The sequence below is a fragment of the Sinomicrobium pectinilyticum genome (assembly GCF_003725735.1).
Taxonomy (GTDB): Bacteria; Bacteroidota; Bacteroidia; order Flavobacteriales; family Flavobacteriaceae; genus Sinomicrobium; species Sinomicrobium pectinilyticum.
The window spans coordinates 59,726-75,819 of record NZ_RJTM01000064.1; the positions used below are offsets into that span (position 1 = coordinate 59,726).

General features: G+C 38.4%; 17 protein-coding genes. 10 read left to right on the plus strand and 7 right to left on the minus strand.

Annotated elements, in window-relative coordinates:
* Positions 1-53 precede the first annotated feature (53 nt).
* The 6 genes from ED312_RS09205 to ED312_RS09230 all read right to left on the minus strand — a co-directional run bounded on the left by ED312_RS09205 (position 54) and on the right by ED312_RS09230 (position 4,172).
* On the minus strand, positions 54-950 hold the full coding sequence (locus tag ED312_RS09205) for a DUF6438 domain-containing protein (RefSeq protein WP_123215715.1): 897 nt from the start codon (positions 948-950) through the stop codon (positions 54-56).
* Positions 951-1,118: 168 nt separating this feature from the next.
* On the minus strand, positions 1,119-1,913 hold the full coding sequence (locus tag ED312_RS09210; RefSeq protein WP_123215716.1) for a M48 family metallopeptidase: 795 nt from the start codon (positions 1,911-1,913) through the stop codon (positions 1,119-1,121).
* Between the two features lie 138 nt (positions 1,914-2,051).
* Entirely contained in the window at positions 2,052-2,864 is an 813-nt protein-coding gene (locus tag ED312_RS09215) for a mechanosensitive ion channel family protein (protein ID WP_123215717.1), read from the minus strand.
* 212 nt (positions 2,865-3,076) lie between these two features.
* The gene (locus ED312_RS09220; RefSeq protein ID WP_148044261.1) at positions 3,077-3,304 is read right to left on the minus strand and encodes a hypothetical protein; all 228 of its coding nucleotides are present in this window, start codon (positions 3,302-3,304) and stop codon (positions 3,077-3,079) included.
* A gap of 5 nt (positions 3,305-3,309) precedes the next feature.
* The gene (locus ED312_RS09225; protein ID WP_123215719.1) at positions 3,310-3,630 is read right to left on the minus strand and encodes a hypothetical protein; all 321 of its coding nucleotides are present in this window, start codon (positions 3,628-3,630) and stop codon (positions 3,310-3,312) included.
* Between the two features lie 146 nt (positions 3,631-3,776).
* Positions 3,777-4,172 carry a DUF1801 domain-containing protein gene (locus ED312_RS09230; protein ID WP_317125670.1) on the minus strand — a complete coding sequence of 132 codons (396 nt, stop codon included), beginning with the start codon at positions 4,170-4,172 and terminating at the stop codon, positions 3,777-3,779.
* Positions 4,173-4,453: 281 nt separating this feature from the next.
* On the opposite strand from ED312_RS09230, the gene ED312_RS09235 reads away from it, so the two are divergent.
* The 4 genes from ED312_RS09235 (at position 4,454) to ED312_RS09250 (ending at position 8,250) form a co-directional block, all read left to right on the plus strand.
* Positions 4,454-5,953, plus strand: coding sequence for a serine hydrolase domain-containing protein (locus ED312_RS09235; RefSeq protein WP_240643071.1), 1,500 nt, complete (start codon positions 4,454-4,456; stop codon positions 5,951-5,953).
* Positions 5,954-6,124: 171 nt separating this feature from the next.
* Positions 6,125-6,835, plus strand: coding sequence for a DUF1028 domain-containing protein (locus tag ED312_RS09240; protein WP_123215722.1), 711 nt, complete (start codon positions 6,125-6,127; stop codon positions 6,833-6,835).
* A 145-nt stretch (positions 6,836-6,980) separates the two neighbouring features.
* Positions 6,981-7,562, plus strand: a complete 582-nt coding sequence (locus ED312_RS09245) for a Crp/Fnr family transcriptional regulator (RefSeq protein WP_123215723.1) — start codon at positions 6,981-6,983, stop codon at positions 7,560-7,562.
* A 64-nt stretch (positions 7,563-7,626) separates the two neighbouring features.
* Positions 7,627-8,250, plus strand: a complete 624-nt coding sequence (locus tag ED312_RS09250) for an FMN-dependent NADH-azoreductase (protein ID WP_123215724.1) — start codon at positions 7,627-7,629, stop codon at positions 8,248-8,250.
* A gap of 476 nt (positions 8,251-8,726) precedes the next feature.
* On the opposite strand, the gene ED312_RS09255 is transcribed toward ED312_RS09250, so the two are convergent.
* Positions 8,727-10,007: a hypothetical protein gene (locus tag ED312_RS09255; protein WP_148044262.1), complete on the minus strand. Its 1,281-nt coding sequence runs from the start codon at positions 10,005-10,007 to the stop codon at positions 8,727-8,729.
* Positions 10,008-10,614: 607 nt separating this feature from the next.
* On the opposite strand from ED312_RS09255, the gene ED312_RS09260 reads away from it, so the two are divergent.
* From ED312_RS09260 to ED312_RS09285, 6 genes are all read left to right on the plus strand, one after another.
* Positions 10,615-11,118 carry a PEGA domain-containing protein gene (locus ED312_RS09260; protein WP_206363237.1) on the plus strand — a complete coding sequence of 168 codons (504 nt, stop codon included), beginning with the start codon at positions 10,615-10,617 and terminating at the stop codon, positions 11,116-11,118.
* Positions 11,119-11,193: 75 nt separating this feature from the next.
* Complete coding sequence (locus tag ED312_RS09265; RefSeq protein ID WP_123215726.1) at positions 11,194-11,646, plus strand: hypothetical protein; 453 nt, start codon at positions 11,194-11,196, stop codon at positions 11,644-11,646.
* Between the two features lie 145 nt (positions 11,647-11,791).
* Positions 11,792-12,262 carry a hypothetical protein gene (locus tag ED312_RS09270; protein WP_123215727.1) on the plus strand — a complete coding sequence of 157 codons (471 nt, stop codon included), beginning with the start codon at positions 11,792-11,794 and terminating at the stop codon, positions 12,260-12,262.
* A gap of 103 nt (positions 12,263-12,365) precedes the next feature.
* The gene (locus ED312_RS09275) at positions 12,366-12,797 is read left to right on the plus strand and encodes a hypothetical protein (RefSeq protein ID WP_148044263.1); all 432 of its coding nucleotides are present in this window, start codon (positions 12,366-12,368) and stop codon (positions 12,795-12,797) included.
* A gap of 405 nt (positions 12,798-13,202) precedes the next feature.
* Positions 13,203-13,985 (plus strand): hypothetical protein, encoded by a 783-nt coding sequence (locus ED312_RS09280; RefSeq protein ID WP_123215729.1) that lies wholly within the window; start codon positions 13,203-13,205, stop codon positions 13,983-13,985.
* A gap of 151 nt (positions 13,986-14,136) precedes the next feature.
* The gene (locus ED312_RS09285) at positions 14,137-15,063 is read left to right on the plus strand and encodes a hypothetical protein (protein WP_123215730.1); all 927 of its coding nucleotides are present in this window, start codon (positions 14,137-14,139) and stop codon (positions 15,061-15,063) included.
* Positions 15,064-16,094: the final 1,031 nt, after the last annotated feature.

Here is a 16,094-nt window from a genome sequence, read left to right on the forward strand (position 1 = left end):
AACTGATAATAATTAAAGAGCAATTACATAATTTATCATAATCTCTGCACCATTTAGTGCAGCGTTATGGAATTGCTGTCCCTTTCAGGAGGTGTTGGAAAACCACTTTGCTGAAATTCCGGGAAAGCAAATTTTTCTATGATCGTGGAATCCTGTTTTAACCGGGCTGTCTTATAGGTTTCCATGAGCTTATGAAACAGTATCCGCAGTGCTACGGGTTCTTTATCGAATCCGTAAACGCTGGTTTCATATGTGTTTTCATCGGTCTCAATCTTTATTCTGCAGGCCTGGTCGTCGGTCCACCTGGCGGCATATTCTTTTTTGAGATTATCGAGGTCTATATTGTGCACCCTTCGCAGAATCTGTTTTAATTCCGGTGACGGTATTTTTCCGGCGAACAGCCCTTCTTTTTCGGTATACCGCAGTCCGTTGAACAGGATATTCCCGGCACTGTCTATTTCCAGGTACATGGAAGGGCAAACCCCAAAGCACGGGCCGCTGTAAAAACCTATTCTTTTAATACCTGCATTATTCTTTGCAGGCATTTTTTTCAGGTGTATGGTGTCCGAACCCTCTCCGGAAGTTCCTAGAAGTTCCAGTGTGCTTTTCGTAACAGGGGTAAGAACAAGGTTGCTGTCATCCAGTTCCAGTATCCTGAAATGGTATTTTTCTTCTCCACCCGACACTTTATCTCCCCTTCGTTGTATCCTTTCGGAGATCACAAGGGTATCGGAGTTGGTGGTAAAGCCGGAATATGCACCTGAAGGGTAGAGATAGGAGCAAAGCGTATCCTGAAAGGAAAAAATATAAAAAGGTTTGTTCGCATCATTTTTAACGAAATCCGTTACCCAGTCGCCCTGAATATTTTTTTTGTAGGCTGTTTTCTTTCCGTCATGCTGGCAACTCAGCACGGAGATGAAGAGTATAGCGAGGGCAAATAACTTTTTCATAGTAGGTGATGGATATTTCTTTGCTTTTTAAATATAGTTTAAAAAATAGCAGGTTCCTTCATAAAATTATAAAAAGTCCCCGCAATAGGGACTTTTTATGATATCTTTTAGAAGAAACCACTTTACAAGAACAGCAAAGGCTCCCATATCGGAGCCTTTGCTGTTCTTTTATTCCGGACGTTTAAAACCGTCTTTTTCCGCTTTTCTGGCCGTGTCCTTTATCCGTTTCTCCGTATCGGGGTGAGAAGAAAACAACTGTGCTCCTTTTTTCTTTTCATTTCCGTCGGCTTCTCCCGGAGGTGTCAGTAGCTTTTCGAATGCCATGGCCATATGCCAGGGATTTATTTCGTTATCTTTTAAAAATGTATAGCCGTAGTCATCCGCCTTGCTTTCCTGTTTTCGGGAAAAAGCGGAGTTGGCTACTGCTTCGCCAAGACTTCCCAGTTGAGAATCGGTCAGTGTAGCTGCCGCACCGCCCTGAGATGCTACCCCGTCTTTCAGCGCAGAAGTCAGCAGGGCCGTTTTAAAAGCATCTTTGGAATCGGTATTTTTAACATGGCCTATTTCATGTCCTATAACGCCCAGTATTTCCTCGTCCGTCATAATATCCATCAGGCCCGCACAAACCCGTACACTGCCATCGGCACAGGCAAAAGCATTGATGTCCCTTACCAGGTATACCTTAAAGTTCAGGTCCAGTCCGTCGTAGTTGTTCAGTCCGGATGTAAGCTTTTGCAGGCGTTGCGCCAATGCATCGGTTTCCGGGGCTACGGGGTTGTTCTCGTCCATCCACTCGATGTACTCTTTGGTATAGGCAATAACTTCATCATCGCTTAAAGTAGCGGCTTTAACCACCTTAGAGCCCGATTCGAGCGCTTTTTTGTTCAGCTTGATCTGCGCTCCGGCAGTGAGCGACATTATCATAAATAGGGCACTTGCAGTGCCGGGACGTAATAACTTCATCGTTGTCTGTTTTTTTGAATTTGTACTGTACAAAATTACGCACAATATAGGGATGTGAAAAATCCCGGATTTCCGGGATTTTAAAAGGGTTCGATAACAGGTGCCGGTTAATGACCTTCTGATTAACGGATGGGTGTATTAACCTTCCTTTTGGATCTCCACCTGGTGCGGATACGGAATTTCGATATCCTCGGCGTCGAAGCGGTATTTCATTTCTTCCAGTACATACCAGCGGCAATCCCAGAAATCTTCGTTTCTGGCCCAATACCTTAGCGAAAGATTAATAGAGCTATCTGCCAGCTCGTTTACGATAACCATGGGGGCAGGCTCACGCAGCACAGTGTCTCTGGAGTTTACAATATCGAGAAGGATCTCTTTGGCTTTTTTAATGTTGGAATCGTAGCTGATACCGGCAATGATGTTTTCCCTTCGAATGCTTTCCGCACTGTAATTTACAATATTTTCATTAGAAAGTTTTCCGTTGGGAATAATGGCCAGCTGATTTCCGAAAGTATTAAGGGAGGTGTTGACAATACCTATTTCTTTTACCGTGCCCGATATTCCCTGTGCTTCTATAAAATCACCTACCTTAAAAGGTTTAAAGATCATAATCAGAACCCCTCCGGCAAAATTGGCCAGTGACCCCTGCAGGGCGAGCCCTATGGCCAGACCGGCAGAGGCAATAACAGCAGCAAAAGACATGGTCTGTATGCCAAGCGTGCCCATAATTATAATAATCAGGAGTATTTTTAGTCCCCAATCCAGTATTGTGGCCAGGAAACCTTGCAAGCCAACGTCATATTTCCGTTTTTTCATGATCTTCCGGGCGTATTTGACAACGCGTCCGAATACCCAAAGACCTACGATCCATATTAAAATGGCGAGAAGGACCCTGGGGGTGTATTCCATAAGGAGTTCTAAACCTTTTTCAATCCATTTTTCTGTTTCCATACCAATATTATAATTTAATAATTTAACATTCTGTTGCCTTGCCTTATTGTTTTTAAATCTAAAACAACTTGTGTAGTCATCTTCTTTGCCAAAGGTATCTAATAATTTTCAAGGCCCAAAACTAAAAAAGCCCCGGAATACGGAGCCTTGATTAACTATAGAGGTGTAATTCGTATTAGTATATAAGAGAAAGATATTGTAATAAATAGCTTTTAAAAGTTAGGAGGTCCATCAATCTTGAAAGTACTGAAAAAAGATAAAATATCAGATTTGATATTATCGTTTATTTTATGCGTTGACCTGCTTGCATCTAAAAGATATCCAACAGTTCCTTCAAAATAGAACAATGTCCGGGAATACACTTTTTTGTCCGGTAATCCTATTATTATTTCCAGGTCTGCAAATTCTTTTCCGTCAATAATCTGGTCTCCTTTGTTCAACACCTCTATATCAATTTCAGGGTGTGCCTGATATTTAGTTGCTCATCTCGATACCAGGCAGGACTTAATTTTTTTCCGAAATCGTCCGCTTTTATCATAAAAATTACTCCGGATAAGGTAGTTGAGTCATTTTCTTTTGGACTCAGGACTAGGTTATTTTTACTCTTCTCAATATTAAAATTATCGGTAGACAAGCATAACGATACATTCATTTGTTCTGCGGTAAAAGAGTTTGGACAATTCAATTGATCCGCTTGTTGTTTTTTAGCCTGTTTACAGGCAGTTAGTGTTATACAAATGAGAACTATGTGAAAAAGTTGTTTCATGTTTTTAGTGTCTGACAATTTTATTCAATGACATAACCTACCGCTTGTTTGCAACGAGCTCCCTGTTCACCCCGTGCATCCCGATGATTATCGGGAGTAAGGCGTCTTTACCACAAATTACAAACTTTTGTAATCACCCTTCAGGTTTATTTCAGCCTTTTTAACTCGCCTTTTCGCTTTATGATGTTTTTATAGTCCCATTGTATGTCCCGGGCTTTTTCGAGCCATCGTTCCAGGTCATTGCGGTTTACCTGGTCGGCGGCAGTATAACGGATAGAAGCATCTTTAAATTTTCCCGTACCCGGTTTCAGCTGTTCTTCATCAAAGCTGGCCCCGCTCCAGAATAGCAGGCGTATACATCCTTTTAATTTACTGTACCCTGCAATGGGGTTCCCTTCCAAAAACCAGACGGGGTGCCCGTGCCAGATCTTATTTTCCGCTTCCGGTAAGTTACGGTTGATCTCTTCATATAAGAGATCACAGATTTCCCTGTCGCCTGCAGTCTGTGCATCGTGGTATGCCTGGATTTCTCTGCTCATCATAGTGTTGGCTTGTCTTTTAAAAGATATCGTTTTTCAAATATACAAAAGTTTTGTTCCGGCCGGGTACAGGTATATATACCCTTGAAACGCATATTGTTACCCGATGTTGATTTTGGCTTTGCCTTGACCGGTAATGGATATAAATGGGAAACCATAATATGCTTTAACCGGTATTTATTTTTGCCTGTCGAGTTTAAACGAGATTTTAAGGAAGGCAAAAACTGTAACCAATTAAAAATTTGACGGTCTTAACTATATAAAACTATAAAACAATAGACAATATGAATCAAGTGACCAGGCTACAAATTTTAATACTGTTTTTGCTTATTTTATTTTCTTGTAAGACAAGCAAGGACTCTGTATCTCAAAACATACGCAAATTCCGGGAAGACCATCCTCAATTCTCCTCAACATTTGAAAACCGGCTAAAAGCCATTTTCAAAGAAAAAGAATTGTTCGGCGATTTTATTTTGGCTGTAGTTGATGAGAACGGACTGGCGTATTCCTTTGCCTTTAACCGGGCGGTTTTACATGGCAAAAAATCGTCCCTCAACAATAATTCTCCCATATATATCGCATCGGGCACCAAATCATTTACGGGAACATTACTCAAACTATTAGAACAGAAAAAGGTACTCGATTTAGACAAATCTCTTCACGATTACCTCCCGCAACTGCATTATAACGACAGTATAGACACACAAGGCATTACCATTAAAAGCCTTTTAAACCACACGCACGGAACATTTAGCACAAGAATGACGTGGAAAACAGCTTTTTTGGGATACAGTGGCAAAAACGAAGAATTGATCAATGATTTAAATACCGACTTTCTTCTGGACCCATCAGGCAAATTCAGGTATTCCAACGTCGGTCCCATTATTGCGGGTATTGTCGTGGAAAGCATAACCGGAAAAACGTGGAAAACAGCAATGAAAGATTATATTTTTGCCCCTCTGAAAATGAAAAATACAAGTGCCAATGTCAGCGATTATAAACTAAAAGACATTCGTCCGTCATTTACCGTTTCCCGTGAAAAAGGAATTATTGAAAAGGGCTTTTACAAAAATGACATCACCATGCATGCCGCAGGAGGAATAATTTCAACCATAAACGACCTTTCCAAATGGTTAAGCGCAAACATTAGAGAAGACACCATTTTGTTGAATAAAAATTCCTGGCCGGCACTTCATACTTCCACCACACCACAAGACAAAGAATATTTCTCGTACCATCGCTCGGGCTACAGTTTAGGCTGGGACGTTGCGGAATACCAGAATGAAAAGATTTTGACGCGTTTCGGAGGTTTGGCAGGCATAAGCTTTCACATGTCATTTATGCCGGAGAAAAAAGTTGGAATCATTGCTTTTTCGAATGACAACAGGGCATATCTATTACCGCATTTGATGGCAGATTACGCTTACAACCTGATAAACGCATTACCTGCAGACCGTATTTTTGAGCAGGAAAAGCCAAAATTTGACAAAAGTTTTGAAAGTGAAGATAAAATCCCATACCCTGAAGATTCGCAAATCCTCACCCCAAGCAATACAAACTGTAAGATACCGGGTACATATCAAAATACAGAAAATTGGCCGGTTATTTCCATTGTCAAAAAAGATAATTACTACATTTTTAATTGGGGCATATTAAATGGCAGGATCTATAAGAACGAAGAAAAGGGTTACTTTAGTAACCTGGGAGTCCTGACAAGGAACTTTGAAGTAACAAATGACACGCTGCAGACAGGTTCATTGATTTACAAGAAAGTGAAGAAGTAAAAACCGTAGTTGCAAAGGTTTGGGCCAACGCATGCAAACTATGTGCAACCGGGACTATTGGCCGTTATTCCTCATTCAACTAAAATTTACCTTACAAATGTTAAAAAATAGTGTAACAAACGTTCATTTGCCTTGTCTTTAATATAATTAACAGACTAAATTGAATGAAAAATGAATAAAACTCGCATTACATTATTAATAATTTTAGCCGTACTTTTTTCCACACATTGCCATGCTACATGGTCTATCATTGCGGTAGACCAGAGAACAGGTGAAATAGGTATTGCAGGCGCTTCTTGTACTTTTGATGTATCCGGAATAGCATCAATCGTTCCGGGAAAAGGAGCCATCGTGGTTCAGGCCGGGAGTGATTATTTCGCGCGAATGAAAGGCGTAGAATTAATGCACCAGGGAAAAGGTCCGGAAGAGATATTGACGGCTATGAAAGACGAAAAATTCAACCCCGAAAGACAACAATATGGAGTCATTTTACTAAACACCGACACAAGTCCTCTTGTGTATTCCGGTGCCGAAATTCAGGATTGGAATGGTGAAAAGGTGGGCAACGATTTTGCCGTTATGGGCAATATCCTTCCAGGAGAACAAGTCGTTTTAAATGCTTACAAAGCATTTAATGAAAACAGGGATAAACCATTAGCCGAAAGACTGATGCTGGCCCTGAAAGCCGGCGAAGAAGCCGGTGGCGATAAAAGATGTGAAACCCAATATGCCAGGTCAGCTTTTATAATGGTTTATAAACCTCAGGACGGGGCTATTTTAAAACTAGCCGTTCAAGGTATAGAAAAAGGGGGCAAACCCGCCGTAACGTTGCTCAATCAACAATTTGCTTTTTGGCGCAAAGAAGAAGGGGACAAAGAATAAGACTACACCAACACAGTATATAAAAATAGCGGCGGAAGCGCCGAAACAAAAGCATAAACATAAAATTATAGCCGGTAATAAACTGAAAATTTAGTGCGTAAAAAATCGCTACCTTTCATAACCAAAACCATTGGCAACAATTTGAATGAAAGAACTATTAATCAGATCCGTTTCAAAATACGTTAAGTTAGATGTTGAAGAAGAAGACCTGTTTATAAATTTCTGGACGGAAAAAACGCTGGAAAAAGGAGATTACCTGCTAAGGAACGGTGAAATTTGCAGAGCGGACAACTTTATTGTACAGGGCGCATTAAAAGCGTTTTATATAAATTCCGAAAACGGCAAAGAAGAAATCCTCTATTTCGGCATAGACGAATGGTGGGCTACCGATATTAAGAGTTTTCAACAACAAGTCCCTTCAATTTATAACATTCAGGCGATTGAAAAAACCGAACTCCTGCAAATCGGTTATGACTCCTTTCAGAAAATGTTGGAACAAATCCCCAAACTGGAACGTTTCTTTAGAATTATACTGGAAAATTATCTCGGCAGCCTGCAAAAAAGGATCATTCTCAACAACGTATGGGATGCAGAACAACGTTATTTCGATTTTATGGAAAACTATCCGAAAATAGCAGACAAAGTCCCGCAATATTTAATAGCCTCTTACCTAGGGATCTCCGCAGAATTTTTAAGCCGGATTCGCAAAAAACACAAACCGCATTGAACTAGGTCAATTTTTCCTGTTTTTACGATAACGAACTTTGTCCCATAATTCAAAATCAAGAGAAATGAACAAAGTACTTATCATTAATGCAAGTGTTAGAAATGAACGATCACACAGCCGAAAACTAACGCAACTTTTTGTCGAAAACTGGAAAAAGAAAAATCCGGACGACCATTTTTCTTATCGAGAAGTAGGGCGGGAGCATATTCCTCCCATCGACGAAAAGTGGATTGCAAGCGCTTTTGTCAAACCGGAGGACAGAACCGTAGAAAATCAGGAGGGAGTTAAATTCAGTGACGAATTAGTCAAAGAATTCAAGGAGCATAACATTTATATCATCGGTACGCCCATGTATAACTGGTCCATACCAAGCGGTCTGAAATCTTATATAGACCAACTTATGCGCATCAATGAAACCTGGAAATTTCGTTCAGGCAAACCCGATGGGGATTATGAGGGGCTGCTTAAAGACAAAAAGCTGTTTATATTATCTAGCAGGGGCGATACCGGCTATGGAGAAAACGAAAAAAACGAACATATGAATTTTCAGACCACGTACTTAAAATTTGTATTTGGCATCATGGGCATAAAAGATATTGTTACCATCTCATTGGACAATGAAGAATTCGGCGGGGAAATATTTGAAAACTCCAAACAGAAAATCTACCGGGAGATTGAACAGGTTTAATAAAAGGGCAAAACGGAGGTGGCTTCGGTACAACAGCCTGTGGCTGTCACTCAGCCACCTCCGTTTTGGTTTTTACAGTATGGCAAAAGCTAATTTTAACAGCCTGAGCAAAGGCGGCTGAGTGTTCCGTTGGCTTGGATACACCGGCCTGTGGCCGCCACTCAATCGCCTTCATGTTGGCTTTTATATTATAGTAAAAGCAACCTATAACAGCCTGAGCAAAGGTGGCTGAGTGCCCCGGTCGCAGACCGGGATGTACTGAAGCCCCGGTCCTCAATGCCCAACTCCATTAATCTTTCCCTCAGAAGTCGTCCCATAACCAACAACATCCCCATCCTGTATCTGGTGTTTGTAATCTGTCATTACCATAAATACTCAAATCCCCGTAATCCGGATTCTCATTAAGAAGCTGGTTAAGCAGTATCTCTTCAATAAACTCAGGACATCATCTTGGGTTCTTTTGCGGGCATTATTGTTTAGTGGACTTTTAATACAGTTTCATATTCGGGAATTACCAGTGGATTTTTATTAGGAAACCCATTTTCAAAATATCCTAAAAGTTCTCCGTTATAGGGCGCATTCACACTCCACATGGCTGAATTTTTATCCAGTAATCGCAAAGGATTTCTAACATGGCTTTGTAAACGATACGTGGCTATATCCACATCATATTTTTTAAAGGCTTTTATAAAATCAAAAAACCACTGATCCGGATACCAGTCCCTGGTCTTAAAGCCATATTCAAATTCGGCTGCGGAAATAGGAGTTCCCGACTGGGCTGCTACCATAGCGCTATTGAGCCACTGGAAAATTCTTGTGTTTTCAGGGTATCCGAACTTAGTCGTAAACGCTTCCCCTAACAGATCATTGCTATGCTGATTAAATAAGCGTACGATCGAAAATTCAGTACATATTAAACTTTTGGTAATTCCCATGTCTTCACGAATAAATTTAAGATCGTCTTCTATCTCCAAGATATCATCAACATGCATGTGGATATCCAAACCATCAATTTTGTTGTTGTTCTTAGCTATTTCCAGGACTTTATTCCCTATGGCATTTTGTCGCACTTCCGACACTCTGTTAAGGGCGCCTATATAGGTTTTAAAATCCCATTCATTTTTCTTTTTCCATGCACCGACACTGTCAATTAAAGCATTTAAAAAATATTCGTAATCAGCAACATCTTCCAGAGGTGTTTCCCACATGGGCTCATTACCCAGTACCAATACAGCTATTTCTCTTCCCAGGTTTTTGGCCAACAGGAATTCCTCAATGGCCTTCATCATTAAATCCATCCCTTTGGAACCCGGCTCAGGAACCCCCATATTTCTATTCTTAAATTGTAGTTTTAAACTGAATATAAGCTTTACCTTTCTTCCGTTTTCGGTTGCTGTGTTTTTGGCATTTATAAAAGGGATTATCGGCTGGAAGTTAGTAATAGCTTGGCTTCTAACACCCCATATTCCCCTTTCGTCAGTATAGTTAAGGAATAATCTATTGATGTTAACAAAGCCTCGCACCCATTTAACCCCGGCATTCTCCAGTAAGTCATTATCTATGTCTGCTATTTCTTCATTAAAATTTGCACCCAAACTCAAAAACTTCATGGAAGCATCCTGGTTACTTGCATACTCTACTGCATTGTTATTCAATGATTTATCTGGCATCAAAGGTTCTTTCTCTTTATCACAAGCTGTAAAAAACAGCAAGGAGATAAAGATACTAACAAACAGATAGCTAATTCTAGTTCTCATATAATTGGTATTTAACTGGTTAATTTATAAAACTAAAAATAGCTCTGTATCAACCGGATGGTATGTAGATTTGGTGAAAATATCAGTACAAATGTTTATTTCTTTGTCTTTTAAGTGAAATTATAGCCTGTTTGTCATTTTTGTACTTTCTTTATTCCTTTTCCAATAATTTCGTAAGCAGGTATTTTCCGAACCAGGGAAAACCGGTTGTGGGCGAAAACACGGATTTAAAAAACAATACTGATAACGGTGGCTTCGTACACCGGCCTTAAGGCCGCCACTCAGCCACCTCCGTTTTGGTTTTTACAGTATAGCAAAAGCAAACTATAACAGCCAGGGCAAAGGCAGCTAAGTATTCCGGCTCCGCCGGCATGTACCGAAGCCCCGGCTTATCATACAACCCAATTCATCTTTCCCCTACAAAACCAAATAAATCCATGTTTTTTTTCGCAAGATGTGGAAAACCGTAACATTATTTAATATATTTCATTAAAATTAGCAGCGTCTCAAATAGAAGTTGTTGTTAAGGTTTAGCATTCCGTCATACCTGTAAAGAAGAAAGAAAAAAGAATTAACCCATAGAAATATAGTAACTAATAAATAAAAAATGAATAAAAGTTTTACAGGTATGATCCTTTCGGGTATTATGCTTATAGCTACAAGTTGTGCAAGTATCGTAAGTAAAAGTAATTATCCCATTTCCATTAACAGTACTCCGAGTGAGGCAAAAATTTCAATTACGGATAAAAAGGGTAAGCAGATCTATATAGGGCAAACCCCTGCAATAGTTAAATTAGAATCCGGAAGTGGTTTCTTTGGAAAAGCCAGGTACCAGGTAGTACTGGAGAAACCCGGTTATACTCCCAAAACTATTCCTGTAACTTTCAAACTCGATGGTTGGTATTTCGGGAATATTTTATTAGGTGGGGTAATAGGAATGCTTATTGTTGACCCGGCTACGGGGGCAATGTATAAGTTAGATACAGAATTTATTAATGAAACCCTGGTCCAAAATGCCCTAACCAGTTCATCAAAAGAAGCATTAAAAGTATATACATTAAATGAAGTTCCACCAGAATGGAAAGACCATTTAACGGCGGTAGGCCAATAAAAACCAGGTTATAATCCTGTAACGATATTGGGGGCCATTTTTAGAATTTAGCTGTTAACCATTAATAAAACTTATATGAAAAAAATTAAAAATGTAGCTGTAATTATAGCATGTGTTTTATTAACTTCCTGTGCTTTAAAGCCCATTTCATCAGAGTATGCATTTATCAAAACAGATTTGGAAGAAGTAGAATTAGACAGTTTGGGTCAGGGAAATGTCTTGATTTATAATGGGGCAAATATTTTACACAAAGCAGATAATACGGCGAGATTAAATGTCTGGCTGGATGACAAACCCATGGGGCAAATAAGGCCGGGCGAATATGTTATTATTAATCTTAAGAACGGAAAACACCACTTTAAACTTTTACATATAGATATGGTAAATATGAGGAGCCAACACGAAGTAGAAGTTGACAATAATACAAGGATTATACAGGCAAAACCAACTTTAACCTCTAATAAGCTGGAAATAACAAATGTACTTCCCTCTAATTTTGAGAAGTTTAAATACGCAGCGAAAAGATAGTCGGATGTATTTGTTTAACAGGTAATAAGCGTAAACAAAATATACGAAAAAAGCTGAGTGTACCGGCTCCGCCAGAATGTATCGAAGTCTCGGCTTCGCAGGCAATCCAATGTGTAGGCATCCTTATAAAGTCAAATAGAACCAAATGGAAGAACAAAAACCAAAATCAATTAAAACTATCGGGCTTTTAGTGGCAATTTTTGCCGGATTTATCATATTCAGCAATGCAATGGGTGCCTTAACCTGGGCAGTAATGGGAATAGGAGAAGAACTGAATAATCAAAATACTGAAAATGCCGGCTCAATATCATGGCTATTTTCATACTACATTGAACTGTGTTTAACAATGCTCTTAATAGGAGTTGCCTTCCTGGTTGGGGGCATTTTTATCCGGAAGTGTAAATTATGGGCCAACCAAATGGTTAGTATTTTATCTGTTCTGCTCATTTTGGTAATTTGGGGACTAATGATCGCCATATCGGTATCGATAGGGCAACAAGACGGAATGGAAATATTTCGTTACGGGGCTATTTTCAGCGCATTGTTTTGGTCGTTACCCCTTGGATTATTGATTTGGTTTTTAAATAAAAGGAAAATAAAAAAACACTTTGTATAACCATGCAAATGGCGTATCGGCTTATTCCATTTTAATGGACACCCTATAAACACTATAAGATAATTTTGTATATTTAGAACCACCTATACACCAAAACACCGTTATGAAAATACCACTGCACTGTAAAAGACGATACGCAAAATTGCTGCTTATCGCTTTTATCACCACCTCCGGCACCGTACTCCTTGCCCGGCATAAAGAACCATCCCCTCCGGCAAGCTTTAAGATTATTGTTGAAAAAACAGCCAACGGCATTGCTATGCATGGCGTGGAAGGTACCGCCTGGGTAGATTTATCTTTTAGCCTTCGCTCCAACCAATCGCGGGTTGTTAATGCCCATGGAATGATCAGCTTAGACGATATATTATCTTCAAATAACGAAGAACATGCCGGTTTTATGTTTGTCATCACCAAAACCAAAAACGGCATCACCCTTAAAGGTCTGAAGGGAACCGCATGGAAAGCCCTGAGTTTTTCCCTGGGCGAACACGAAAAGCAAGCCATTGACCAACAGGGCATGACAGAACTTCATTAACTCCCCAACGACGTTACACTTACCTACTATTAAAAATCATAAAGACGATTACGTATTTCCGGCATAGCCCCGGAATGTATCCCCCAACTTCCCATACCAAAAGAAAGAAAAGCTATGTTTTTTTGTAAGATGTGGAAAACCGTAAAGTTATTTAAGGGATTTCTCTGATATTAGAGGCATTATAAAATACTAAAACTTAAAAAATTCTCAAAAGCAGAAGAAAGAAGTATCTAACCCGAAAGCAATAATTCTGATATACAAAATAAGGAATGCTATATAAAATGATGAATGAACCAGTATGTTCTAAACCTAAGTAAACACTGTAACTTTCCTGGATTAAGGTATTTATTAAAAGAAACGGTCGATTGTATATATTTGTGTGTTGCCAGTAATTAAAACCAACCTATGAAAGACAAAGAATTTACGGATGAAGAAATTAATGAGTTATTAAATCAATATAATTCTTATATTAAAAAGGATTCTAAATTAAGACTCTTAAAAAGTTTACTAAATTCATTGATGGTCTTGATGACATTTCTTGTTGCTATTCTCACATTAGTATTAGTATTTAAAAACCAAAATCTTTCATTGGGTGATAAATACTTCAATAAATCTATAAAATCAGACATTCAAAAAACTATAAAGTCAAATGCAAGTTTAGATGTAGTTAAGAATATTTATACAAATAGAAAAGAATACTCACCAAGCTTAACTGATTTATTTAATAAAAGTAGTGACAAGGATAAATATCTTGCTGAAACACCGTTGTCGGAGGTTTTGAATGATATGAAAACTGACTATTATCTTTCAGAAAAGCAAGATACAATTTATCTTAAAAAATTAGTTTCAATTATAGACGCTCACGAAATTATTAATCCATTTGACAAACTTGAAGAAAACCAAAAAAATGACTTTGAAAATTTGAGATTTAAACTTGGTGAAAATTACTCAAGTGTCTTAACTGATGTAAATAGAATAACTGATGAACTACATAATAAAAATCAATTAGTAGTAAAGTATTTAGACAAATCGAATATTAGCTTTTTAATCTCAATCGTGGCCCTTATAATAACAATTCTATTGTCATTTTACCAAATTTATCAAAATAGAAAAGAAAGATTGCTGGCAATATTGGGTGAAGTTATTAGTTCACGAAATAAGGAAAATAAAGAGGAAAAGGAAAAATAACTACTGTCAACAATGGCTATAAGTAATTGCTTGTTCTCGCCTACTCATGAAAATCCGCAAGGATTTTCAGGTTGGTGTTTACTTGCCAAGTTTCGTTCTAAACCATGCAACTACTCATAGCCGAGACCGTTCTACACCATTTAAAAAAACAATGAAGTTCACAAAATTAGAAGATATTATTAACGAATTTGATTTAGAGTCAAGTGAAATTTCTGAAATTAAAAAGGAACTTCAAAAACTTCTAAAAATAGTTCATTCTGGAAAAAATTCAGACGGACAATTCAGCAACAAAGCCTACAAACTGATGTATCCTAAGATAATGTCTGCGTTAGAATTCGTCAAATCCGAAACACTTCCCACAAATAGAGCTGAACTCGCTGAAGTAATCAAAGAAATAATTCCTCACAAACCGAATAAGAAGAAAATAGCAAAACTGGATGAGCAATTAAAAACAGAGATTAAAAGCCTTAAAAGAGCGAGTTTAGTACCAAAAATAAGTGCATCTGCGGTTACTATAGTTTTATCTTTCATTTGGTTTTTTCCATCAAAGGCTATCGAACATCCAATATTAGGGAATATCATTAAACCAACGGACTGGGTTTTCACAACTATTTGGGTTACATCAATCTTAATAACTGGTTTCGTTTGGATAATTTCAAGAAGGAAGGAAAAAATGATTGAGTACGGTACAAAACGTTTGAATATCGAATCTGTTCAAAATAATTTATTGAATAAATTTCTGAGAAGTAAAGAGTATTCTGCTGAAAGAAAAAATGAAGATTTTATAACTTTTACCAAAGATGATATTGTAGAATATTTCACAGATTTAGACATTGGAAAACTTGAACGAGTTTACTATTTCAATAAAAAAATCAAAGACAGAATAAAAAAGTTTATAAATAAGGTTTTTGGTTTTGAGGAAAATATAGATATTGAAATCGCTCAAAGTCTCGCTGATATTTTGACCGAAAGGCTAATTGCTAAAAAACTTGTAACTGAAATTCCCCAAGTGAATTTGTCAACCACTTACAGGAAAGAGTTTAAAAGAGAAAAGAAAGATGACGATATGCCATTTTAACTAAAATTCATAAAAAAACGGTGTAGAACACTGTGTATAATCCCCCTGGCGCTCGTTTAAGCGCAGCGTTAACGAGTGCCTATCGTTCCCGGGCGTTTGTAACGCCCATAAAAAAACGATAGCTTCGTTACACCTCTCAACAGCAACAAAACCCCGAAACCCTAATATTCCGGGCTTCACAAATGCGGTAAATGATAGGCAAAAATATTTATTATGATGAATTTATTTCTGAGAATTGGTATACTTCTCCAAATCCTTGAAAAAGGAAAGAAGCGAAATACCTCGCGCTTCACAAAGCTTATCAAGTGTTTCCAAAGGTATTCTGTATCCGTTAGGAGAAGTAATTTTCCGGACTACTTTGGCTTCAATATTATGTTTACGGGAGAACTCGGCAAGTTTCTTGCCTTCAGCTAACCAAGGTTTAATCCAGGTTGTATATATATAATTGCAAACTATTTGGTTGATATCCTGCATATATCAAAGAAACACCATTGGTTTAAAAAAAAAGAGGACGATCGTCCCTTTTTAAAAGTTTTTTATTATATTTACTACAGTTAAACATATATTTGCGATACTTCTATAAGCAAAAATATTAGAAGCAATTGCTTTGAATCTCGAATCGAAAACTGGCACTTTTCAAATGGAAAGAGAGGATAAGTAAGTTTGCTCACGACCCGGGCGTGGGCTCACTTGTCTTTCCATGGTATGCCAGTACCACGATTCGATAAGTCGAGTTCCACGCCTATTTTGTTTCCGGTAACTCTTCTGCATTAAGCAAAAGCATTCTTTACAGAAGTCTTGCATAGCTGAGCCCCTTTTTATCCCTGTAGTGCTTATGGCCATAGCATAGCAGGGAACAAAAAGGCATACTGCCGCCGGCTTTGGCGTGCAGGAAGCGCAAGGGCAGTAGTACTGCCTGTACTTATTACCCGTATCAAAAACTTTAAAAACACCGAAAATGACGTACAACCCCATGCAGAGGCATATCCTCAACCGCAAACTATACCAGTTGTTTAAAGCCAAAAAACTGG